Annotated in this window: 19 protein-coding genes and 2 pseudogenes; 12 read left to right on the plus strand and 9 right to left on the minus strand. The window is 68.3% G+C overall.

The genetic code is table 11. From position 1 onward, the window contains the following. Positions 1-19 precede the first annotated feature (19 nt). A pseudogene (locus tag OHS57_RS37845) lies at positions 20-100 on the minus strand (transposase); the annotation flags it as partial. Positions 101-341: 241 nt separating this feature from the next. On the opposite strand from OHS57_RS37845, the gene OHS57_RS37850 reads away from it, so the two are divergent. The 3 genes and pseudogenes from OHS57_RS37850 (at position 342) to OHS57_RS36530 (ending at position 1,518) form a co-directional block, all read left to right on the plus strand. Continuing rightward, positions 342-509 carry a transposase gene (locus tag OHS57_RS37850; protein ID WP_443043125.1) on the plus strand — a complete coding sequence of 56 codons (168 nt, stop codon included), beginning with the start codon at positions 342-344 and terminating at the stop codon, positions 507-509. Positions 510-692: 183 nt separating this feature from the next. Further along, positions 693-917 (plus strand): annotated as a pseudogene (locus OHS57_RS37855) (hypothetical protein); the annotation flags it as partial. A 4-nt stretch (positions 918-921) separates the two neighbouring features. Continuing rightward, positions 922-1,518: a DUF4265 domain-containing protein gene (locus tag OHS57_RS36530; protein ID WP_443043030.1), complete on the plus strand. Its 597-nt coding sequence runs from the start codon at positions 922-924 to the stop codon at positions 1,516-1,518. A 528-nt stretch (positions 1,519-2,046) separates the two neighbouring features. Here the strand turns inward: OHS57_RS36530 and OHS57_RS36535 are convergent. After that, positions 2,047-2,694, minus strand: coding sequence for an HAD family hydrolase (locus OHS57_RS36535; protein ID WP_328584792.1), 648 nt, complete (start codon positions 2,692-2,694; stop codon positions 2,047-2,049). 342 nt (positions 2,695-3,036) lie between these two features. Between OHS57_RS36535 and OHS57_RS36540 the strand changes: the two genes are divergently transcribed. The 6 genes from OHS57_RS36540 to OHS57_RS36565 all read left to right on the plus strand — a co-directional run bounded on the left by OHS57_RS36540 (position 3,037) and on the right by OHS57_RS36565 (position 9,381). Beyond that, positions 3,037-4,542: an MFS transporter gene (locus OHS57_RS36540; RefSeq protein ID WP_328584793.1), complete on the plus strand. Its 1,506-nt coding sequence runs from the start codon at positions 3,037-3,039 to the stop codon at positions 4,540-4,542. Between the two features lie 203 nt (positions 4,543-4,745). Beyond that, positions 4,746-5,237 (plus strand): FAD-dependent oxidoreductase, encoded by a 492-nt coding sequence (locus OHS57_RS36545; protein ID WP_328584794.1) that lies wholly within the window; start codon positions 4,746-4,748, stop codon positions 5,235-5,237. Positions 5,238-5,349: 112 nt separating this feature from the next. Beyond that, positions 5,350-5,820: a MarR family winged helix-turn-helix transcriptional regulator gene (locus OHS57_RS36550; protein WP_328584795.1), complete on the plus strand. Its 471-nt coding sequence runs from the start codon at positions 5,350-5,352 to the stop codon at positions 5,818-5,820. Positions 5,821-6,256: 436 nt separating this feature from the next. After that, on the plus strand, positions 6,257-6,613 hold the full coding sequence (locus OHS57_RS36555; protein WP_443043031.1) for a hypothetical protein: 357 nt from the start codon (positions 6,257-6,259) through the stop codon (positions 6,611-6,613). A 690-nt stretch (positions 6,614-7,303) separates the two neighbouring features. Continuing rightward, the gene (locus OHS57_RS36560; protein ID WP_250966525.1) at positions 7,304-8,035 is read left to right on the plus strand and encodes a DUF7873 family protein; all 732 of its coding nucleotides are present in this window, start codon (positions 7,304-7,306) and stop codon (positions 8,033-8,035) included. A gap of 749 nt (positions 8,036-8,784) precedes the next feature. Next, positions 8,785-9,381, plus strand: a complete 597-nt coding sequence (locus OHS57_RS36565; protein ID WP_328584796.1) for a cadmium resistance transporter — start codon at positions 8,785-8,787, stop codon at positions 9,379-9,381. Positions 9,382-9,773: 392 nt separating this feature from the next. Here OHS57_RS36565 and OHS57_RS36570 read toward each other — a convergent pair whose 3' ends face one another. The 3 genes from OHS57_RS36570 to OHS57_RS36580 form a co-directional block, all read right to left on the minus strand. Continuing rightward, positions 9,774-10,178, minus strand: a complete 405-nt coding sequence (locus tag OHS57_RS36570; protein ID WP_328584797.1) for a hypothetical protein — start codon at positions 10,176-10,178, stop codon at positions 9,774-9,776. A gap of 268 nt (positions 10,179-10,446) precedes the next feature. Then, complete coding sequence (locus OHS57_RS36575) at positions 10,447-11,748, minus strand: MFS transporter (protein WP_328584798.1); 1,302 nt, start codon at positions 11,746-11,748, stop codon at positions 10,447-10,449. Next, a complete protein-coding gene (locus OHS57_RS36580; protein WP_328584799.1) occupies positions 11,745-12,332 on the minus strand; it encodes a helix-turn-helix domain-containing protein in 588 nt (195 codons plus the stop codon). The genes OHS57_RS36575 and OHS57_RS36580 overlap by 4 nt, the downstream gene beginning before the upstream one ends. 724 nt (positions 12,333-13,056) lie before the next feature. On the opposite strand from OHS57_RS36580, the gene OHS57_RS36585 reads away from it, so the two are divergent. The 3 genes from OHS57_RS36585 (at position 13,057) to OHS57_RS36595 (ending at position 16,242) form a co-directional block, all read left to right on the plus strand. Then, positions 13,057-14,568, plus strand: a complete 1,512-nt coding sequence (locus tag OHS57_RS36585; RefSeq protein WP_328584800.1) for a cryptochrome/photolyase family protein — start codon at positions 13,057-13,059, stop codon at positions 14,566-14,568. Positions 14,569-14,704: 136 nt separating this feature from the next. Next, the gene (locus tag OHS57_RS36590; RefSeq protein ID WP_328584801.1) at positions 14,705-15,871 is read left to right on the plus strand and encodes a spore photoproduct lyase family protein; all 1,167 of its coding nucleotides are present in this window, start codon (positions 14,705-14,707) and stop codon (positions 15,869-15,871) included. A 50-nt stretch (positions 15,872-15,921) separates the two neighbouring features. Next, entirely contained in the window at positions 15,922-16,242 is a 321-nt protein-coding gene (locus tag OHS57_RS36595; protein ID WP_328584802.1) for an NIPSNAP family protein, read from the plus strand. A gap of 51 nt (positions 16,243-16,293) precedes the next feature. Here OHS57_RS36595 and OHS57_RS36600 read toward each other — a convergent pair whose 3' ends face one another. From OHS57_RS36600 to OHS57_RS36615, 4 genes are all read right to left on the minus strand, one after another. Next, complete coding sequence (locus OHS57_RS36600) at positions 16,294-16,875, minus strand: TIGR00730 family Rossman fold protein (protein WP_328584803.1); 582 nt, start codon at positions 16,873-16,875, stop codon at positions 16,294-16,296. 316 nt (positions 16,876-17,191) lie between these two features. After that, entirely contained in the window at positions 17,192-19,942 is a 2,751-nt protein-coding gene (locus tag OHS57_RS36605; protein WP_328584804.1) for an alkaline phosphatase family protein, read from the minus strand. Positions 19,943-19,946: 4 nt separating this feature from the next. After that, entirely contained in the window at positions 19,947-21,332 is a 1,386-nt protein-coding gene (locus OHS57_RS36610; protein ID WP_328584805.1) for an ABC transporter permease, read from the minus strand. Continuing rightward, positions 21,329-22,270 (minus strand): ABC transporter ATP-binding protein, encoded by a 942-nt coding sequence (locus OHS57_RS36615; RefSeq protein WP_328584806.1) that lies wholly within the window; start codon positions 22,268-22,270, stop codon positions 21,329-21,331. The genes OHS57_RS36610 and OHS57_RS36615 overlap by 4 nt, the downstream gene beginning before the upstream one ends. Positions 22,271-22,561: the final 291 nt, after the last annotated feature.

Here is a 22,561-nt window from a genome sequence, read left to right on the forward strand (position 1 = left end):
CAGGCAGCGTTCGCTCTGCGACTACCTTGCGTAGACGTTCGTTGGCAGCGTGCTTGTTCCGCCAGCTGATGTAGCGCCGGATCATGCTGCCCTGCTCCTGTCGGCGGATGCGACGGTGGCGGGTCACGGTCCGGGCGATCTTGGTCGGCGTAGCCGGCGCAGAGTCACGGCGCTGATGAGTGCGATGGCCAGCAGGGCGCGCAGTAGAGGGTGATGCCGTGCCAGGCGCCTGAAGTGTAAGAACTCCTGACGAAATTATCCTTGAGGCGGTTGGATCGCTCAGGGACTGTTGATCCGGGGCTGGGGGTGGCTCAGACGAAGCCGGGGGTGTCGATGACGACCTGTGGGCGATGATCCAGCCGTTGCTGCCGGAGGTGGATCGTTGGGCGCGGCATGCCGGGCGGAAGCGGCATCCGGACCGGCTGGTGTTCCAGAGCGTCCTGTCCGTGCTGTATACCGGCATAGTTCGGGAACACCCGCCGCAGAAGCTCGGCTTCGGTTCTGTATGACGTGCTGACGCCGGCTGGCGGAGTGGGCCGAGGCCGGTGTGTGGCCCGAGCTTCACGAGAATCTCCTCGCCAGGCTTCGCAGCGCGAACATCGTGGACTTCTCCCGGGCAGCCGTCGACGGCTCTCACATTCGAGCGCTAAAGGGAGGCCAAGACGAGACGTAGCCTTGTTGACCGGGGCAGGACGGGATGCAAGCACCACTTGATCACTGATGCCACCGGCATCCGGCTCGCGTTCACCATGACCGGTGGCAATCGCAGCGACGTCACCCAGCTCATTCCATTGCTTGAGGCGGTGCTACCGGTACGGGGCAAGCTCGGTCGGCCCCGGCGCCGCCCGGAGGTCGTGCTCGTTAACCGCCGTACGACCACGATAAGTATCGACGCCTCGTCTGGAACTTCGGAGTGAAACCTTGACCGCCCGACGCCGCACCGAACACGGCTCCGGGATGCGCGCTCATCCGCTGGCGGCGACTGAACGTGCCCCGCCGTGTTCCAGCAGAGGGCGTTGTCGCAGGATTTTAAGGTCGCGATCCGGCTCCGGGAGGCACTCCATCACCATCATCACGCACGAGGACCCCATCGGCCGGGGCTCCGCCAACTACACGATTCATGCTGATCTTTCGGACCGGCAGGACGGCTGGCGCGAGCAGTTGTGGACCCGCCAGCTTACCGAAAACAGGTTCGAGGTGACCTGTTTGCCCTTCTTCACCTATGGAATCTGCTACCTCGACGTGGTGACCATCGACAGCAACCATCAGGTGGCTGCGGTGGTGCAGAAGTCCGGCCACCGCATCTTGCGCGTCGCCCTCGCAGCGGAACACCGGGACCGGGATCACCTTCACGAACTCCTGCACGGCAAACTCGTCGAAGCCCTTCTGCCACACGAGTGGCTTCAGGGCACCTACCTCTCAGCAGACCTGCCACCCGGCACTGACCCAGCGGCCCTCCTGGAGGTGTTGGAAGCACCCGCCCAAGCCGGCGCCCTCCACTGGGAGATCGACGCCTGACCGGACCCGAACCGTCATTCCGTTAGGGGTTCTTGGAGACCCATTCGAAAGCCAGTCGCGGCTGATGAGGCCGCGGTTCTCAGGCCGTCCGAGATGGCAGGCGACGGAGTTGGTGCTGAAGAGTGCGACCCTGGTCGCCGATCTGCCGGATCGTGGGCCCTCGCCATGATCCATGATCCAGGTAGGGATCCAGGTCGGGTTACGCTGCGCGGTTGTCCTGGTCGCGGACCTGCTTTGCGCCACCGTGGCCCGCTGGAGCGAGGTTGATCATCAGCTCTCCGAAGTGGCCTTGGCCGACCGCGTGGTGGAGCGCTTGAGTGCGCCACTGCAGCAAACAGGCATCGACTCCCACGACGTGTGGGCGATCTCTGTGGTCGAGCAGGCGGGGACGGGTGCGCCCGGATCAGGCGGACGGCGACTAGGTCAGCGCCCATGGTCGCGGCAGTTCTTCTATCAGCCGTCCGTGTGCACGCGGGTCGGGGCCTCGGGGAGCTCCGCCTGCGGGGTTTGGGAAAGTAGGGGCGCCTACTACGGATTCCGCGTGGCGTAACCGATCGCCGAGGCGACATCGTCCGCGATGTGGGTGGGCTGGTAGGAGTTTTGTGACCAGGGCAGGCCGTGCGCGACCCACACGTTTCGAAGTCCGAGCCTGTCGGCGCCGGCGATGTCGCCATGCGGTGAGTCGCCGATGACCCAGGCGCTGGGCAGGGGCATGCTGACGGCCGCTGCTGCCGCCTCGAAGATTCCCGGTTCTGGCTTCTTGCAGCCGATGGTCTCGGAGATCACCCAGCTCTGTACGAGTTGGTCGAGCCCGGCGTTACGGATCTTCGCTTCCTGCTGAAGAGAGGGGCCGTTGGTGACGATCACACAGGTCCAACTCTGTGCCCGTGCTTTGCTCAATGCCTCAAGGGAGGAGTGCGACAGAACGACATGGTCGGCACCACCGTTGGCGAGAAGGGCATGGATAGCGGCTGTTGACACCGTGTCGCCGTATCGGTGGGTCAGGGCTGCGGCGACTTCGTGCCGTGGGGTGTAACCGCTGGCTTCACATGTCATCACCCACGCAACGTCCGTCTCCGGCAGGCCGTGTTGGGCAAGGAAGTCGGCGACGGCGGTACGGAAAGCAGCATCACGGTCGACCAGGGTGTTGTCGAGATCCAGGAGCAGCAACGGCATGCCGGCAGTAGATCACGGAGGCTGCGTAGCCGACTCCAGAGCACGAAGGCAGTCACGGTGATGGGGGACGCCCCGTTCGGCGGCTCCGCCATGAACGCGGAGTGTTCTGGGGCTCCGTTACGGGGGCCTGTTCAACGGTCACCGGCGGGCGACGAGGTCTTCGTTCTTTCCGTGCTCAGGGTGCAGCCACGTGGTTCCGGGTGCGGCTGGGCGCCGCCGGCGGAGCGGACAGAGGCTGGCGAACGGGCGCCGAGAAGATCGACAACTCGCGGTTGACATCTGTGAGGCGCTGGCTACTCTCGATATTGCTAAGAATATTGGTAATCAGTGATCTGAGGTAAGATGGGTGCCGACCCGACCACAGAGCCGTACCGGTGGCGATGGCTGATCCTGGTGGTGATGCTCGTCGCGGAGGTCATGGATCTTCTGGACGCGTCGATCGTCAACGTCGCAGGCCCTTCGCTGGAGGAGTCCCTCGGAGCCAGTTCCGTCGGTCTGCAGTGGGTGATCGGCGGTTATGCCCTCACGCTGGGGGCCGGGCTGGTGCTGGGCGGCCGGCTCGGTGACCGCTACGGGCGGCGCCGTATGTTCCTGATCGGTCTTGCGGGCTTCACACTCAGCTCGTTGCTGTGCGCGCTGTCGCCGAACATCGAGTTGCTGATTGCCTTCCGGCTGCTTCAGGGCACCGCAGGCGCGATGCTGCTCCCGCAGGGTCTGGGCCTGTTGCGCGAGAACTTCTCCGGTCCCGAGCTCACCAAGGTCTTCGCGATCTTCGGCCCTGTGCTCGGCCTCGGCGGCATCATCGGCCCGGTCCTGGGCGGCTTCCTCAGCGAGGGCGACTTCTTCGGCCTCGGCTGGCGGTCGGTGTTCCTGGTCAACCTGCCTATCGGGCTTGCGGCCCTGGTCATCGCGACGAAGTTCGTGCCGAGGAAGCAGGGCGACCGCACCGTGCGGGTCGACATGATCGGCGCGAGCCTGGTGGTGGCCTCGTGTGCGCTCCTGGTGCTGCCGCTGAACCAGGGGCAGGAGGACGGCTGGCCGCTGTGGACCTGGCTGTGCATGGCTGCCTCGGTCATCGGTTTCGGCCTGTTCGCGCTGCACCAGCGCCGTAGTGCCGCAGCAGGGCGGGAGCCGTTGGTGACCACGGGCCTGCTCCGCAAGCCCGCCTTCACCGTGGGGCTCGGCGGGATCGCCCTGTTCTTCGGCGGGCTGATCGGCACGCAGCTCGTACTGACCCTGTTCCTGCAGATCGGCCAGCACTTCAGCGCCGGGGACGCGGGTCTTGGCAACCTGCCGCTCGCGGTGGGCACGGCGATCGGCGGTGCGGTCAGCGGCGCGGTCCTCGCTGACAAGATCGGCCGTATGGTCCTCCAGATCGGGCCGCTGATCCAGCTCGCCGGTGCGGCGCTGCTTTGGTTCGAGCTCAACGGTCTGAGCACTGATTCCTTCTCTATCTGGGACATCGCTCCGGGTGTGGTGGTGGCCGGTATCGGAGCGGGCATGGTGATCGCTGCCCTGTTCAGCTTCATCCTCGCCGCGGTCGACGACGAGGAGATTGGCTCGGCCTCCGGCGTGCTGTCCGCGGTGCAGGCCATCGGCGGCTCCATCGGCGTGGCGATCTTCGGCTCGGTGTTCTTCGCGCAGGCCAAGACCGGTGACTTCGCGACCGGCTTCCACCACGCGTTGATCGTCCAGGCGTGTCTGCTTGCGGCGTTCCTGGCCATCACCTTCCTGCTGCCCAAGAAGGGCCGGCCCGAGGAGGAGCAGCACGGCATCACCCCCACTGCCTCCGAGGACTCCGAGAGCAGTTCTGTCGGCTCCGGTGCGAAGCAGGACGTCACCAAGTGATCCCCGGACAGGGGCCGCTTGTGCATCGCGGGAGCGCACATCGCGGGCCCCACCCTGGCGTACTGGCTGCACCGCCAAGGCATCGCGGCCGCGGTGGCCGAGTCATGCCGTGGTCCGAAAGATGAAACGGGGGCGGACGCCGCGGGCTCACGCCACCCGCGAGGTCCGCCCGGTTCGTCGACCGGGCCGACCACGCGGAGGCTGTGTTCTTTGCCGGCCGTGCCGCCTTTTCCTGCCTCCTGTACGAGAAGCCCCGGCCCTGCACCGAGCACCTGTTCGGCTACGAGTTCACCGCGTTGTCGCAGAGCCGCGAGTACGGCGGTGTCACCTGCCGCGGTGGTCCCGAACGGGTCTTCGATCCCGTCGCCGCCGACGGTGCCCGCTCCCGCACCCGTGACCTCGCCTTCGGGCGCTCCGGCGGCGATGCCGACTGGGATACGGCCCGCGTCCTGGCGGCCATGGACGCCACGTCGGACTTCTACCTAGACCGCGTCAGCCAGGTCCGCATGCCTCGTCGGTCCCAGGGCCGTGTCGCCGTGCTCGGCGACGCGTGGTGCTGCTCGGCACCCCTGAGCGGGATGGGCGCCAGCCTTGCCCTCAGCGTCGCCGCGCCGCGCCGCGAACCCGGGCGGGTATTCGCGCCCTCCACCTGGTCCTGCGGGCCGTCGCCCGACCCCGCGTGGCCGAGGCACTGAAGCGCTTCCTCGTGCCGCCCGCCGACACCTTGGCCCAGCCCTCCTGCAGCCTGCAGATCTCACGCATTATTGGTGTCCAACGCCTTAGCGACCAGGAAGCAGCTTCCACGTCATGCCTGCCAACCAGCCCACCGATCCCCGTCCCGTGGCCCCGGCGGAAAGTTCCATCCGCGACCGGCTGCGCAATCTGACCCGTCGCCAGCAGCGGTTCGAGCGCTACTTGGGCCGGCAGCTGCGCGTCGATCCGGCCGGGCTGGCGGTAATGGACCAACTCGTCAGCGAAGGACCAGCGACGCCGAGCGAACTGGCACGCGCACTCAGCACGTCGACGGCGGCGATGACGCTGGTGATCGACCGCCTGGTGGACGGTGGGCACGTGAGCCGTCAGCCGCATCCCAAAGACCGGCGCAAGGTGCTCGTCACACCGGCGGAACACTGGGAGGAAGCCGCTTTCGAGCACGTCGAACCCCTCGTCGTGGGCATCGGAGAGATCACCGATTCCATGACAGCCCAGGAGCAGGCCACGGTGGTGGCGTTCCTGGAGCGGGCGGTAGCCGTCTACGACCGGGCGACCAAGGTGTAGGCGGCACACCCCGATCAGCCACGTCTATCAGTGATTCGCCAACGGTGACCACGCCGCCGGAAACACGGGCGGCATCCTGGCCAAAGCGCCGTTCGGCCTTGACCACCGATCGCGGCCTCGACCAGGTCGGCGGCGACCATCGGGCCGGCGCCGATGCAAAAGGCGAGCGAGTGTGGTGTGTCGGCCTTCCCGCTGCTCACCAGCCCGTTGAAGAGCAGTGCACAGCGCCCGGATCGCGGTGCTCGCGCTGAGAGGCGGCCTTTTTCGCAAGGGAAGTTGGGGGACCTCTCGGCGCAGCCCGCGAGACGGGCGGTTGCTGCTGGCGGTGCGGACTCTGGTCCAGTGCCGTTCAACGCTCTGATCCCAGTTGTCGAGCGCGAGGTATGGCTCGGGCTGAGCCTCTGGAAAACCTCAAGTCCCTTGCCATACGAAAAGCATGGCCGTCACGCTGATCCACATGGCAGCCATCTCGGGACTCAGCAGAAAGCACAACGTCGTGCCGGTCATCCGGAACGCGGACGTGGTCGCGACAGCCCTGCGTCAGGCGTTGGCCGAGGCATCGCCCGAGGAGCGTCCAGGGCTGGAACGCGCCGCCGCACTCGTGGAGTCCACCGCCGCAGCCACCGAAAGCCAGCTGCGCGCCCGCTGGGTCCGCTCTCAGCTGGGAGCCGTCGGCTTCACCGGCGACATCGCCTCGGTCGCGGCGGTGAAGGCGCTGCGCCAGGCGGAGCCGAAACTGAGCCTGCTGGCGGCGGTGCAACTGCAGAAGGAAGCGCTGGACCATCCGGAGTGATCCGGCACGTCACAGCGCATATTTCACGTAAGCCAACCGTCAGCTGGTTCGCCGGGTGTGGTCCCGGCCTCATGGCGGGGCCGGCGCTGGTACGGCTGTCGGCAGCGGTCAATGTCCGTTCCGGTGGCGCCGGTGCCTGACCACCACAGCCGGACCGGCTTGTGCGCCTCTCCGCTGGGCAGCCGCTCCAGGACCAGGCGAATGGCGCCGCCCTCGATGACGGTCAGCGGCCCGTGGCAGTCGAGCCCTGCGGCCCTGCGGCCCTGCGGCCCTGCGGGTCAGCCGCGGGGGCAGACGGGCCCACGCCCGTACGGTCGCCTTCTCGTACAGCCGGGTGTCCGTGATCGTCACGACCTGCTCGGTTCTCTGGGGCATGCGGTCGCCGAAGACGAACTCGCCGCCGGGTGCGTGGGAATGACAAGAGGCGGGCGGCGCAGCGCTTGCACAGCCCGCCGCCCGCCGCCCGGCGGTGGGGCGGGTGAGAGCGTACGACTGGCCGCTCTGGCCGCTAGCGCTGTGACCGGGAAGGTTCACCGTGTCGAGACGGTCGGCACGGCGCCTCGACGTGTTGTCGCACCACCGAGGCGCGGTCGGCAGGAAGGGTGGCTCTCCGCCTCGCGATGCGCCGGAGGGGATGGGGCTGGCGTTTAATCGGATGTGCTTGCGGGGCGGGGTTGTTAAGTTCACCGCGTGCCGAAGCTGAATCAGATCATCGCAGTCGAAAAGGGCGTCAAGTCCAAGGCCCTCCAAGAGCTCACCCAGGCTCACCAGGACGTGCAGAAGCCCGCCCTGCTGGCCGGCATCTCCCGGACCTACCAGCCCAAGGACGAGGAGGGCGAGCAGCTGCCGCCCGAGTCCACGCGGGTGCAGATCAAGGCCGAGGACGCTCTGCGGGCGACCGCCGGGACACTGACGCGGCTCTTCGACGTGACCGCGACGAAGGACTGGGCGAACCGGTCCGCGGTCGCGGACGTGGTGGTCGACGGTACGGTGCTGTTGCCCCAAGTGCCCGTCCCGTACCTGTTGTTCCTGGAGAAGCAGCTCACCGACCTGCACACCTTCGTGCGCAAGCTGCCGGTGCTCGACGCCTCCGAGTCGTGGAACCTGGACCCCTCGACGGACTCGTGGAAGACGGACCCGGTGCGGACCATCCGCACGAAGAAGGTTCCGCGCAACCACGTGAAGGCCGAGGCCACGGAGAAGCACCCGGCGCAGGTCGAGGTGTACTACGAGGACGTCCCGGTCGGTTACTGGACCACGGTGAAGTTCTCCGGCGCGCTGCCTGCCCGGCGGGTCAACGAGCTCCTCGACCGGGTCGAGAAGCTCCAGCAGTCCGTCAAGTTCGCCCGCGAGGAGGCGAACAGCACCGAGGTCACCGACCAGCGGGTCGGCGACGCGGTGTTCGGCTACCTCTTCCGGTAGCCCCCACATACGCCCTCCGTCGCGAGCGGAGGGTGCGCGATGAGCGCAAGCTGAAACTGATGTTGAAGCTGATGAAGGGGTGTCAGTTGGGGGTTCGAATCCCTCTCCCCGCACCACGTGCGGGGGTGGCCCAAGCCTGGCAGAGGCGGCCCCGTCAAACTCAGATTCTCGCTCCAGTCTCAGTATTCGCCGCCGAACACCGGATCGACCGAGCGTGGGCGAACATCGACGGATGGGGGTTCAAGTCCCCCCGGCGCCTCTCTCGTGGCGCTGTAGTTCAAAGGCAGAACACGTCGATCTCAATATGACCCGCGGTTCTTAAACGCCGCCGGTGTGCGCAAATGGGTGGCAAGCTGGAGCCCGGGAGCTGGACATGCTCCCGGGCTCCGTCACATTCCGGCCTGCGGCCTGCGGCTTGTGCGGTAGAGCGAGGCTGGACCGGGTTTGCCGCAACCAGCACCGTGTCCTCGACCAGGTCTCGTGTCCGGCGATTCGCACACGCTGCCACGCCTCTCCGGCGTCGGTGAGAGACCGCCCTGTACGGCGTCGCCTCGGCACACCCCGTCAAGACCTCCCGTCTCCCGCGCCGACCACTCGGCAGCGACTGCGGCTGCCCCCGGGCTGCCTGCTGCTCCCGGCCTTCTCGGCGTCGGCCCCCAGTCCCCGGGGCGGAGACCGGGCTCGGCATCATGGAGTCCGCCCCTGGCCGGTAGTGTCGCCGGGCAGTCGAACGAGAGGTCAACTGTCCCGTGAACCTGGGTATTGTCGGGCAGGCCGTCGGCCTGTTCGCCGTCACCAACATCGACGACATCCTGGTCCTGTCCGTGTTCTTTGCCCAGGGCGCCGGAGACCACGGCTCCGACCGCCGGATCGTCATCGGCCAGTACCTCGGCTTCGCCGCCATCCTCGCCGTCGCTGTCGCCGCGGCTTTCGGTGCCACCTTCCTTCCCGGGCCGGCCATCCCCTACCTCGGTCTGCTGCCCCTCGCTCTCGGCTTGAAGGCGGCCTGGCAAGCGTGGAAGCACCGTCACGACGAGGACGACGAACAGGGGCCCACCGGGGGCGGACCGAAGGCGGTGGAAGTCGCCGCGGTGACCTTCGCCAACGGCGGCGACAACATCGGCGTCTACGTCCCTGTCTTCGCCACGGCCGGCGTCGGCGGCATGAGCGTGTATGTGATCGTCTTCCTGATCCTGGTGGCCGTGTGGTGCTTCGCAGGCCGGTTCTTCGCCACCCGCCCCGTCATCGCCCAGGTACTCAGCCGGCGGGGCCACATCCTGCTGCCCCTGGTCCTGATCGGTATCGGCCTGCTCATCCTCATCGAGGGTGGCGCCTTCGGCCTCTAGACGACAGTAAAGTGCCGGGCCCCTCATGCAAGATCAAAGGCTCATTTACAGGCTTCCACGTAGTAGACGTGGGTCCAGTCGACATACCCGTACGCCCCCGAGCTTGCAACACCGGACAGGCTCCCGGCCGCACCCGCGAAGGAAGCGGATGAGCGCCGCCGCCGCGCCATCACTGCGCGCAGTCATAAGGACGCACCACGCGTCCTTATGGCAGCGAATCTTGTTCATTTGGCAGGGTGCCCACCTACGCGGACCCGACGGCAGTTGATCGACGGCATACGCTTCCGGGTCCGTGCGGCATTCCGTGGCGTGACATGCCCAAGGAGTACGGGCCGTGGGGCCGGGCCCGCCGCAGTTCGACCCGGAGGGCTACAAGGCTCGGCGCTTCGGCGTCAGGTCAGGCTGCGGCGTGCCACGGCGAGAAACTCCGCCTTGAACGGCTCCAGGCGCTCGGCCAGGCCCCCCTCGTCGCGCTCCTGCCAGACCGCTTGATTAAGGGCGCGGGCGTAGGCGGTCGTCGGTGAGTGAAGGCCAGGGGCACACAGCAACTCGATGCTCTTCTCGGCTATTCGAAGACCGTCCATCGCCGGCCTCGCCGTCACATACCAGTCATCACCGACCCCCCACCGATGCGGCCGCGCGTGCGCCACGCCCTCGGCTTCCAGCGCGCACCGAATGAACTCCAGCACGGTCCTGATCTGTTCGGCACGCCGCTCTTCCGCACTTACCGCAGCCCGCCTTCGTTCTTCAGCTCGGTCAGCTGTCCGCTGCGTCGTGCGCTGGGTCAGATACGTCAACGCACCACCTACAGCCACTCCGACCATCGAAATCACGGGGGCCCACACGTCTCCTGGCATGGCCGACTACTACCAGTACCTGCCCATCGACCGCTGCCGATCTTGCGAGACAGGCATGTCTGCCTAGATATCGAGCCACCCCAAGACCCACTTCCGATACACGCCCCAGGTCCGACAGCAGGTTGAGGACGAAGTTCCGCACTCTTCAGCGGAGTTCGGCCCCCGGCGTGTGTGCTGGGACAGGATCATTCATCGTGGGGCCGGGAAATCAGGATGCCTGGCGTCCAGCCGGTCCGATGCCTGGAACGCCGATCGACGCCGACGCCGGCTCCGGTGCCTTGGCGGGAGCGAGGCGGCGGGGCAGCGTGCGGAAGGTGAGCAGTCCGGCGGCAAGGAGCAACGCGGCCTGCACGTTGAGCGCGCTCAGGGTGCCCATGACTCCGGTCAGCAGACCGGCGGCGAGCATGCCGAGGGCCTGGAGGCCGTCGGAGAGGCCGAGGACGCAGGCCATCACGCGTCCTCGCAGGGGGAGCGGCGACGACTGCTGGACGAGCGAGAGCCATGCGGCTGCCAGCCACACGGCGGGGACGCCGGCGGCGGCGAACAGTACGGCGTACACCGCGAATCCCAGGGAGGTCAGGGACAGGTTCCAGGTCACCGCGCTGACGGCGGCGAAGGTCAGCACGCCGACGGTCAGCAGTCGCGGAGCCGCCAGTTTCCTGGTCAGCAGGCCCACTGTCACGGTCCCCAGGAAGCCGCCCACGGCCTGCACGCCTCGCAGCAGGCCCGCCTGGGCGTCTCCGCCGCCGAGCAGGTCGGTGACGAAGAGCAGGAAGAGGACGACGAACATCCCCTGGGCGACCGACAGCAGCGCCACGCAGATGAACGTGCCGCGCAGGGTCGGGACGTACCTGATCGTGCGGAGTGTCTCTCCCAGTCCTGCCCAGAACCCGGTGTTCTCCGCGGCCGTCGGTCGCGCTGTCGCCCTGCGTGGGATCGTCCATGCGAGTGCGGAGGCGATGAGGAACGACGCCGCGGCGAAGGCCAGAACCGTGTGAAGTCCCGCCCAGCTCAGGAGCAGTCCGCCCAGCGGGCTGCCGACGAGCCTGCCGAGCGAGGCGTTGAGACTGATCGCGGCGTTGGCGCCGACCAGTTGCTCCGGGTCGACGAAGGTGGACAGTGCCACGTTCTTCACCGATTCGAAGGCCACGGTGAGTATCGCCTCCGACCCGGCGACGAGGTAGATCATCCACAGGTCGCCCGCGTCCCGGACCCACAGAAGGGGGGTCAGCATCGCCGCCTGGCCCATACCGACAGCGACCAGGAAGCGGCGCTGTTCGAAGCGGTCGACGAGGGTGCCCGCCAGAGGAGCGACGACGAAGCTCGGCAGCAGGCCGAGCATCGCCACGACCGAGGTGACCAGGGGGGAGTGGGTCAGGGCCAGTACGTAGAGGGGGAGCGCCAATTGCAGGACCCACTTGCCGATCTCGGTCAGCAGGCCGGACACCCACAGGCGGGCGAAAGGGGCTTCGCGCAGAGGGTGGGATGCGCGCGCTCCCTTCACGGTCACCCGGTTTGCCCCGTCGAGTCGAGGCGCGGCAGGAATCGCAGTCCCACGTAACCCAGCTCCGCGTCCGGCGGCGGATCCTGCCGTACCGGCGCCAGGAAGGGCCGCAAGATCGAGACGATCTGCTCGGCCAGCTCCCCCATCTCCTCCGGAGTGGCCCGCAGGACCAGGCTGTCCAGTCGTGCGGCGGTGAGCCATCGGGGGTCGAGGGTTTCCCGGTGATCGAGGAAACGCTGGGTCAGCCGGGCCTCCTCCGCGAGGCCGCCGGCGATCAGCGCGTCCTGCTCGGCCATGACGACCGGGTCGACGCTGATCGCGCCGAAGTCCAGGCCGACCTGCGCCGCCCGCCAGGGGCGCTCGCGCTGGTCGGTCGCCTCGGCCGGCTCGACCAAGCCGTACTCGGCGAGATGGCGCAGGTGCCAGCTGACGTTGGAGGCCGTGGACCCGACCTCTGCCGCACACTCACTGGCCGTCCGTGGTCCGACCGCCATGAGGTACTGCAGCACGGCCAGCCGCAAGGGGTGCGCCAACGCGCGCAGCTGCCGCGAATCGCTGAGACGCCTGCGGGGAGGCGGACTTCCAGGCATGTGAAAGGATCCTTTCGAAAGAGTCGCTTCATTATGGTCGCGATCTGTTCATCAGTCCAGAGGGGACGAAACGCCCGCCTCTGTCGTGGTTCGGAGCCGACCCTCGCTTCTGTCGATCCATATGCCGCGCATGATGGAGCCCTGATGCAGACGTACCGGCCGGAAGCGGCGGTATCTGCGCGGGCACCTCACTGGTGGTCACTTATGACTAGAGGAACCGCGGCCCTCGCCGGCTGGCCAACTCGAACGGCTTTTCGATCATCTTCGCCGTCGGCGGATCCCGTCAGGGCCGGGAGATGACCCCTGACATCCGGTGGCCTGGCTTGCGGGCAGCGTGCAGTCCCGGCCGCCCCTGATGCCCGCCGCTGCGGTGACACTGCCGATACCTACGCCGATGAGGGTTGGTCCTACCTGGCCACCTCATAGACATCGCCGCCCGACGCGTGGCGGGTTGGATGCCAGGGCGTTGCGCGGCGTGGCGTCCGTGAACCTCTCTGCGCTAGTGGCGCACACCGCGGGGTGCGCCAGCGCCGTCCCGACGGAGGTGCGGAGTTCGTCGGCAACGGCCCGCCAGGAAACGCTCCCGATCCGCTGAACTGCGGCGGACCGTCACCGGCCCGGGCGCGGCGACCGCCGTCCGTTCGCCGCCGACCGTAGCCTGGTCCAGGCGCCGGTGGACGGATACGCGGACGCGTCCACCGGGCCGGCTACCGGCAGGACTTCCATGGCACCCCGTACGCACTGGCTCTTCGGCGACCAGCTCGGTCCGCACTTCCTGGACCCGCGGCACGACGGGCCCGACCGTGACGCCCCGGTGGTGATGATCGAGGCGCGTTCCGTGCTGCGCCGGCGGCGCTTCCACCGGGCGAAGGCGCATCTGGTGCTGTCCGCGATGCGGCACCGTGCGGCCGAACTGGGGGACAGGGTCCGGTACGTTCGCGCGGAGACGTATACGCAGGGACTGGCCGAGGTGCCGGGCCGTGGCAGGGACCGGCTGACGGTCTGTCATCCGACCTCACGTGCCGCGCTGGCCCTGGTCACCTCCCTGGAGCGGGTGCAGGTGCTGCCCGCGAAGGGCTTTCTGGTGCCGCACGCCGACTTCGCGCGATGGGCGGAAGGGCACGCCGGCGGACTGCGGATGGAGGGTTTCTACCGGTGGGTCCGCACGCAACACGACCTGCTGATGGACGCCGGCGAGCCCGCGGGCGGCCGGTGGAACCTCGACCACGACAACCGCGAGCCCCCACCGCGCGGAGCCGCAGCCCTGGACGTGGCGCGGCCGTGGAGCCCGGAGGAGGACGAGATCGACGCGGAGGTCCGCCGCGACCTCGACCGCTGGGAGAGCGACGGCGACGTCTCCTTCGTCGGCCGTGACGGACCACGGCGTTTCCCGGTCACCCGGCGCGAGGCGCTGGCCGCGCTGCGGCACTTCACCGGCCACCGGCTGCGCGACTTCGGCCGTTACGAGGACGCCATGCTCGCCGCCGACCCCGTGATGAGCCACAGCCTGCTGTCGAGTTCGCTCAATCTGGGGCTGCTCGATCCTGCCGAGTGTGTGGAGCGTGCCGAGAGCGCCTGGCGCGCCGGTGACGCGCCGCTCAACAGCGTCGAGGGCTTCGTCCGGCAGATCGCCGGCTGGCGCGAGTATGTCTGGCAGTTGTACTGGCACTTCGGTGAGGAGTACCGGGGTCGCAACGCGCTGGGACACCGCGAGCCGCTGCCCGGCTGGTTCCTCGATCTGGACGCCGACGCGGTCACGGCGAACTGCCTGTCCACGGTGCTGGCCCAGGTGCGCGACACCGGTTGGACCCACCACATCCCGCGCCTGATGGTGCTCGGCAGCCGCGCGCTCCAGGACGGCTGGGACCCGGCGGCAGTCACCGACTGGTTCCACCGCTGCTTCGTGGACGGCTACGACTGGGTGATGCTGCCCAATGTCGTGGGCATGTCGCAGTACGCCGACGGCGGCATGATGACCACCAAGCCGTACACGTCCGGCGGCGCGTACATTCACCGGATGAGCGATCTGTGCGGCCCCTGCGCGTACAGGCCCACCGATCGCGTCGGCGAGCGCGCCTGCCCGTACAGCACCGGCTACTGGGCCTTCCTGCACCGCCATCGGGCGGAACTGGCCGGCAACCACCGGATGGCCCGAGCCGTCCAGGGCCTGGACCGGCTGAAGGACCTGCCCGAACTCCTGAAGCAGGCAGACGCACGCGGCGGACAGGCGCCGTGAACCACGCGAAGGCACCTGTCGGCCGGGGACGGGACTGTCCGCGTGGGCGCGCCATCCCTCGTACGGCACGTCCTGGCACGGGACAGGGACCTCCTGGCACGGGACAGGGACCACTCGACCGATCTTGGGAGTCCGCATGACGCCCCGCCCCGACGAGCCGCCGCAGCCGGACGCGCTCTTCGGCCCGGACGATCTCGTACTGCCGACCACCCATCGCCGCCCGGAACCCCCTGCCGTCCCGGCCGCCCGCGCGCTGCTGGACATCCGCGAGATCCACGCGGAGCCGCAGGCCATGGCCTCCGACCGGGGCAGCGAGATCCTGGCCCGCTTCCCGCAGGCCCGTGTCGTCGAGGTCGCCTCGCACTGGCGCATCCCTCACCTGCACGGCAACGAAGGCAACATCAGCCGCTGGGTCCGGGTCAAGACCGAGGTGCTGGTGCTCGGAGTGCGCAAAACGTTCACCATCCGTCCCAACGGCCGCTCCGCCGACTGGATCGCCCCCGGTCTGTCCAACGGCTGCACGATGGCCTGCGCCTACTGCTACGTACCCCGGCGCAAGGGCTACGCGAACCCGATCACCGTCTTCACCAACCCCCGCGACGTCGTCGCCCACCTCGGTCGTCACATCGCCCGCCAGGGCCACAAACGGGAACCGAACCAGTGCGATCCGCACGCCTGGGTCTACGACATCGGCGAGAACGGCGACTGCTCCGCCGATGCGCTCATCAGCGACAACACTCTCGACCTCGTCGCCGCCTTCCGCCACTGGCCCACAGCCAAGGCGTCCTTCGCGACCAAGTACGTCAACCCGGCACTGCTCGCGTACGACCCGCAGGGGCGTACCCGGGTGCGGCTGTCGGTGATGCCCCCGGTCGATTCCCGCCTGCTGGACATCCGCACCACCCCGGTGCCCGAGCGCATCGCCACAGCGGGCGACCTCCTCGAAGCGGGCTACGAAGTGCACTTCAACCTCTCACCCGTCGTCCTGCGCCCCGGATGGGAGAGCGCCTGGGCCGAGCTGCTCCGGCAGATGGACGACGTACTGCCGCAGGCCGTCAAGGCCCAGGCGGCGGCCGAGGTGATCATGCTGACCCACAACGAGGACCTGCACGAGGTCAACCTGGGATGGCACCCACGCGCCGAGGACGTCCTGTGGCAGCCGCCCGTCCAGGAACCCAAGCGCTCGCAGAACGGCGACACCAACCTGCGCTATCGCGGCCCGGTCAAGCACGCCGCAGTGACCCGACTCGGCGAACTCATCGCCGCACACGCGCCCTGGCTCCGCATCCGCTACGCCTTCTAGTCTGCCGAGTCAGGCCGGTGATCTGTGCGAAGGGACTTTAGTCTTGATTCATGATCACATGCGTCGTGCGATACGTCATCGACCCGAAGAAGATCGCGTCTTTCGAGCAGTTCGGTCGCCGCTGGATGGAACTGGTGCAGGCGCACGGTGGTACGCACCACGGCTACTTCCTACCCGCGGAGGGGGCGAGCGACGAGGCTCTGGCCCTGTTCAGCTTTCCCAGTCTCGCTGTCTACGAGGAGTACCGACAACTGTTTGGCCAGGACCCTGAGTTCATCGAGGCGGACCGCATTCGCGACGACAGCGGATGTGTAGTGCGCTATGACCGCACCTTCATGCGTCCGTTGCTTCCCGACGACCCTGCCCGATGAACGGGGTGTAGTCGACGCCGCGGGCTGCGGCTGCGCTGCCAGCCTGATCGGCTACCGAAGATTCTCCCCGTGCGCGGGCTGCGGGGTGCTGCGGAGCCGCTCCTGCAGCGCTTCCAGCAAACCGGGCAGATCGGGGGCAACGGCGAGGTCGTCCAGCGTGGATGGAGGGAGGAAGCCAGAGTCGGCGATGTCGCGCAGGGCGCTGAGCAGCGGCGTCCAGAAGCCTCCGGCGTCAAGGAAGCCGATGGGCTTGGTGTGGAATCCGAGCTGCCGCCAGGACCACACCTCGAAGATCTCCTCCAGGGTGCCGAGACCGCCGGGCAGGGCGACGAAGGCGTCGGCATGCTCGGCCATGAGCGCCTTGCGCTCATGCATCGAGTCGCACATGAGCAGCTCCGTCACGCCTTCGTGCGCCCACTCCCGTTCGATCATGCTGCGCGGCATGACACCGATGACTTCGCCACCCGCCTTGAGCGCGCTGTCCGCCACCACGCCCATCAGGCCCCGGCGGCCACCGCCGTAGACGATGCCGATGCCTTGACGGGCCAGCTCTGTGCCAACGCCGGCGGCCAGCGCGGCGTGCGCCGGGTCGTGTCCGTTGGACGAGGCGAGAAAGACGGCGAGACGACGCATGAGAACTCCGGAATCGGATGTGGCAGGCCCTTCGGTCTATCACGGGCTCTGCGGCGCTGACCAAGGCTTTTTCTGCGAGGAAGAGTCCCAGCGGGACACCAGTGTCCCGCGAAGGACAACGGGCGGAAATCCTCACCTCCGGCACCTGCACCGCACTCCGCGGAACACAGCGAACGGATCGGGCCTGACGTAACCCGGTTCTCCGCCTGGGTCTTCGGCGGCGGACCGACCCTGGGCGATGTCACACCACGAAGGGCCCTGACCGGCGACGCCGGTCAGGGCCCTTCCCGTCGAGCGGTCCGTCGCAGGCCCCGGGTCAGCCGTCGGATTCGGCGGACGGGATGTAGGCGCCGGGCACGTCCTTGGGCGCGAAGATCTTCTTCTCGCCGGGATAGGGCCGGCTCCAGTTGTGCGTCTGGTACCAGGTGAGGTGATTCAGCTGCGCCGGGTTGGCGTAGTCGGGCACCGCGTTGGGGCCGGTCAGCCGCTGGTGCGACTTCCAACTGTTCCACTGCGAGGCGAGCGGCTTCATGCCGGCCGGGACCTTGGTCGTCGGCACGGCCGCAGCAGTCGGGTCCTGCGGCGCCGGGGTGTCCAGGCCACAGGTGGGCGGGGTCGCCAGGCCGTCGGTCAGCGAGGTCCGGTTGGCCAGGGCGTTGAAGGGCTTGGTGTTCGCCTTCTTGGTGAACGCCCCGGTCATCGGGGTGGCCGCGCTGTCCTTCTGGTTCATCGGGTGGATCCCGAGGATCTGCTCGATGGTGCGGATCATCGTGATCTGCGAGTAGTAGTGGCTGTCGACGGCGCCGCGCTGGGCGTACGGGCTGATGATCTGGATCGGTGCGCGGTGGCCGTCGACATGGTCGAGGCCGGCCTGCGAGTCGTCCTCGACGACGAAGATCGCCGAGTCCTTCCAGTACTTGCTGTGCGAGATCTCGTCGACCATCTTGCCGACCGCGAGGTCGTTGTCGGCGACCTGGGCCGCCGGGCCCGCGGGGCCACCGGTGTGGTCGCTGGAGAGCCAGAACATGTTCAGGTTCGCCGGGCCGTTCTTCTCGAAGTCCTGCTTCCAGATCTCCTCCCGGTACACGTCCGGGACGCTGGTGTCGAACTTCGGGAAGGCCGGTACCGAGACGCTGTTGAGCGAGGGGATCGGTGACGAGGAGACCAATGAGTACGCGCTCGGCTGCCCCGTCGCTGCCATGTTCTTGGTGTCGCAGTACAGGTTCTGCCAGCTCGAACCGGTCGGCTTGGTCAGGAACTGGTGGAACTCGCCGAAGTCCCGCACCGACTTGCCGGCCGCCTGCGCGCCGCTCCAGAGGAAGCCGGACTTCTGGTGGCCGAGGGCGTCGTCCTCGGTGTCGTAACTGCGCAGGTACTCGCCGGCGGAGGACTCGGTGTACTCGGGATTGTCCGACTGCATCAGCCAGTTGTGCCCCTCGGCGGAGTTCGTGCCGATGTCGTACGTGTTGTCGTACAGGCCGAACTGCTCGGAGAGCGCGTGCTGGTTGGGCGTCACGTTCTCGCCGAACTGCGTCAGCGAAGGATCTCCGTTGCCCTGCGGCATGTCACCGAGGACCTGGTCGTAGGTCCGGTTCTCCTTGACCAGCAGGAACACGTGCTTGATCGTCGAAGGGTCGCCTAGCTTCACCGGGACGGGTACGGGCTTCGCCTTGCTCTTCCCCTTGGCCAGCTTGACCGAGCCGCTGGTCCAGCCGTTCTGCTTGAAGACCTTGTCCGTCTGGGACTTGACGGTCTTGTCGCTGGGCAGCGTGAAGCGGGTCAGGCTGGACGTCGTGTCGTGGGTGCCGTGCCCGGCGGCGGTGGTGGGGCGACGGGCGTCGACACCACGGGTGTTGGAGACCACCACCTGCTTGCCGACGGTCGCGATCTCCGCCGGGAAGTAGTCGGTGGGCAGCAAACCGACGTAACTGACCGGCTCCTGGGGGCTGGTGTACCGGTAGACGGCGACCGCGTTGGCGCGGCCGAGCGTCACCAGCAGGTGGCCGTCGTCGGTGAGTGTCACCGCGTCGGGCTCGTAGCCCACGGACGCCTCCGGCCAGGGGCGGGTGGCAATGGTCTGCACGACCTTGTTGTTGGCGGTCTTGATGACCGACACGTCGTTGCTGGCGGTGTTGGTGACGAACACCGCGCCCTTCTTCGCGTACAGCGCCGTCGGGTGCAGACCGACGGCGACGGTCTTGACGGCGGCGGCCGGCTTCTTCACGTTGATGACGCTGACCGTGCCGGTGGTCGTGGCCCCGGTCACCGGGTCGGCCGGCACCTGCGTGTTGTACGAGTTGATCGTGGTCTCGCCGGGTCGCGCCGGGCGGCCGCCCTCGTTGCTGACGTACAGGCTGTTGCCGACCTGGACCATGCCGCGCGGCGCGTTGCCCACCGGCCAGCTCTGCTGGACGGCGCCGGTCGCCGCGTTGATGGCCACGACCCGGTTCTGTCCGTTGACCGCCGCGTACACGGTCGCCCCGTCCGCCGAGAACACGGCCGCGCCGACGAGCGCGTGCTTGGGCCCGTCCGCCGGGATCGGGACGGTGACCGGGTTGGTGACACTGCCGTCCGCGTTCACGGTGAACTTGGTGTAGCCGTCCGTGCGGCCCAGCCACAGCTGCTTGCCGTCGGGCGAGTACGTCGGGCCTTCCTGGCCCACGTCGTTGCCCGTGACGCGCGGAACCGACGTGGCGCCGCTGCCGACGAGCTGCTGCGTCTTCCAGCCCTTCAGGTCCACGATCGACAGCACACCGCCGCCGTCGGTGACCGAGGCCGCGAGATGAGTGCCGTCCGGGCTGACCGTCGACGACATGATCTTGCCGTCGTTGACGACGAGACGGTCGCCGTACGGGGCGATGTACTGGTCGCTGGAGATGACCTGGCCCTTGGCGGTGGTCTGGCCGACCTGCTGGGTGCCGAACTGATCCGTCCGGGCGAAGGCAGTGCCCCCGGCCGCGACAGCGACGGCGACGATGCCGGCCGTCACCAGGGGGACGCGGCCGATGCGTCTGCCGAGCACCCCGGGCCGCTGCTTGTCGACACGCCTGCGGCGCGTTACCTGCATGGAGTCATCCCTTCGTGGTGCCGAGCAGTTCGACATTGCCGTCGAACTGCCACAGCGGATTCGGCGCGTCCCCGATCGGGGTGCGTACCAGGAAGTAGCCGTTCACTTCCTTCGGCCCGTCGCCGTCGGCGACGTACCGCCCGTCCGGTGTGACGTCCAGCTGGTAGATGGCCGTGCCGGTGGCTGCCACATCGGGAAGGTGCCAGGAGACGACGCACCGCCAGTCGTTGCCGGCGCCCTGCGCACCGTCCGCGACGTCGCCCTTCGTGCACGCCGCACTCGCCTTCAACTGCGCCTCGGTGACGGCGGGGCGGTTGAGCTCGTCGGCCTGCTGCGGGTAGAGATGGGCGAACGCCGTCGCGACCGAGCGCTCAACCTTGATCTGCTCGATGCCCGAGCCCTTGGCCGTGGTCGCCACGGCGACGACGCCGATCGTCACGGCGAGCAGTCCCGCGAGGGGCAGCACCCCGGCGACGAGCGCACGGCGGGGCGAGCTGTCGTCGGTCAGGTTGGTGAAGTCCCTTCGCAGGAACAGCACATACGCCAGGGCGGTCGCGACCACGGCCCATACGACGCTGACCACGATGCCGATCAAGAGAGGGCCGAGCTGCGCGGTACTGGTGAACAGGCCGTTCCAGGAGATGAAGGCGTAGCCGGGAAGGGCCAGCCGCACGGCGACGGGCAGGGGCAGCATCTGGGCGAGTTGCATCGCGAGGGCGACGAGCGCCGGCAGCAACAGCCCCATGGGCGAGCGTCCCAGCGTGACGGAGCCGAGCAGCCCGATCGCCGCGAGGGCCAGGGTCGGGGCGAGTGCGCAGGCCCAGGCGAGGAAGACCCGGGAGGCGGCGTCACCCGCGCTCAGCAGATGGCCGTCGAGGCCCACCAGCGGGTGGTTGCCCACCGCCAGCACCCCGCCTACCGCGCCGGAACAGACCAGGCCGACGACGAGCAACAGGATGACGGTGAGACTGGCGAGAGCCTTCGCGGCGAAGATCCGTCGAGGTGACCGGACGGCCACGAGCAGATGGCGCCAGGTGCCGAGCCGGTCCTCGGAGGCAAACACGTCGCCTGCCACCAGCGAGGTCAGCAGGGGGAGCGCCCAGGTGCCCGCGAAGCCGAGCACCACCAGCGGTCCCGCCCAGCCTGTGGCGTGCATCCAGCGGCCGAAGAGGGTGTCGACGGGCAGCGAGCCCTGCTGGCTGACCGCGGCGACGAAGAGCGCCGGCGCGATCCAGCAGACGACGATCACCAGCCGGATCCGCCACTGCGAGACGAGCTTGACCAGCTCGAACCGATAGCCGCGCAGGACCGAGACAGCGCGCGGGGCACGGACCTCGTCGGGGACTCCGGCGTCGTGGCTGTCGTGGCTGGGGGCGATGGTCGCGGTCATCGGACGGCCTCCTGCTGCTCGGTGAGGGCGAGGAACGCCGCCTCCAGCGGCGACACCACCGGGGCGAACTCGCGCAGCGCGATGCCCGCACGCACGATCCGGGCCACCAACTCGTCGAGGGCGGGAACCAGGGCCCGTACGACGAGCACTTCGGTGTCGCGCCGGGCGACGGCGTTGTCCACGACCTTGACCCCGGCCGTTTCCGCCGCCAGCAGGCGGGCCGCCGACGGGTCGGAGGTGATCACCCGGTAGTCGAGTTCACGGCTCTCGGCGGCCAGCTTTTTCAGCGGCCCGGAGAAGACGACCCGCCCGGTGGCCAGGATCGTGACCTCGGAGCACAGGGCCTCAAGGTCATCCATACGGTGGCTCGACAGGACGACACTGGTACCTTCGGCGGCCAGCCGGGCGAGGACACCGTGGACGTGCCTCTTGCCGGCCGGGTCGAGGCCGTTGGACGGCTCGTCGAGCACGAGCAGCTGCGGCTTGTTGAGCAGAGCGGCGGCGAGCCCGAGCCTCTGACGCATCCCGAGGGAGAAACCACGGGCCCGGTCGTCGGCGACATCGGTCAGTCCGACCTGGTCGAGTACGTCGTCGATCTCCGCTGCGGGGGTGTCCGGGCCGCGCAAAGCGGCCAGTGCGGAGAGGTTCTGACGGGCTGTCAACGACGGGTAGAGACCCGGGCCGTCCACGAAACCCGTGACACCCTCGGGGGCGGCGAGCGCGCGTCCGACGCGGCTGCCCAGGATTTCCAGTTCGCCGCCGTCGGCGACGGCCAGGCCGAGCAGGAGACCGAGCAACGTCGTCTTGCCCGCGCCGTTCGGTCCGACCAGACCGTGGATCTGGCCCTGCGTGACATCGAGATCGACGCCGTCGAGTGCGACGACCGCACCGAACGACTTGATGATCCCGCGCGCCCGGACTGCGGGGAGAGTGTCCATGAGTCCCTTCCTTGACCGACCATCAAAAACCTTAGATGTGACGTACATCCAAGTCGGGGACCGTGAGTTGAACGATGGTGGAACGGGAGGCGACCGCCTGCGTCATGGGACGACGTCGCTCGGCGCGGCGGGCAGTGTGTACGCCGTGGGCACCGGATCGTCGACCACAACGGAGCTGATCTGCCGGAGGGCTACCAGTGCCCGCCGAAGCCTTCAGGCAACGGACGCCCTCGATCGGCATCGCGGCGCCGTGCCTCGACACGGTCATGCGTGGAACGCGGTTCAGTTGGG

The sequence above is a fragment of the Streptomyces sp. NBC_00370 genome (assembly GCF_036084755.1).
Classification (GTDB): Bacteria; Actinomycetota; Actinomycetes; order Streptomycetales; family Streptomycetaceae; genus Streptomyces.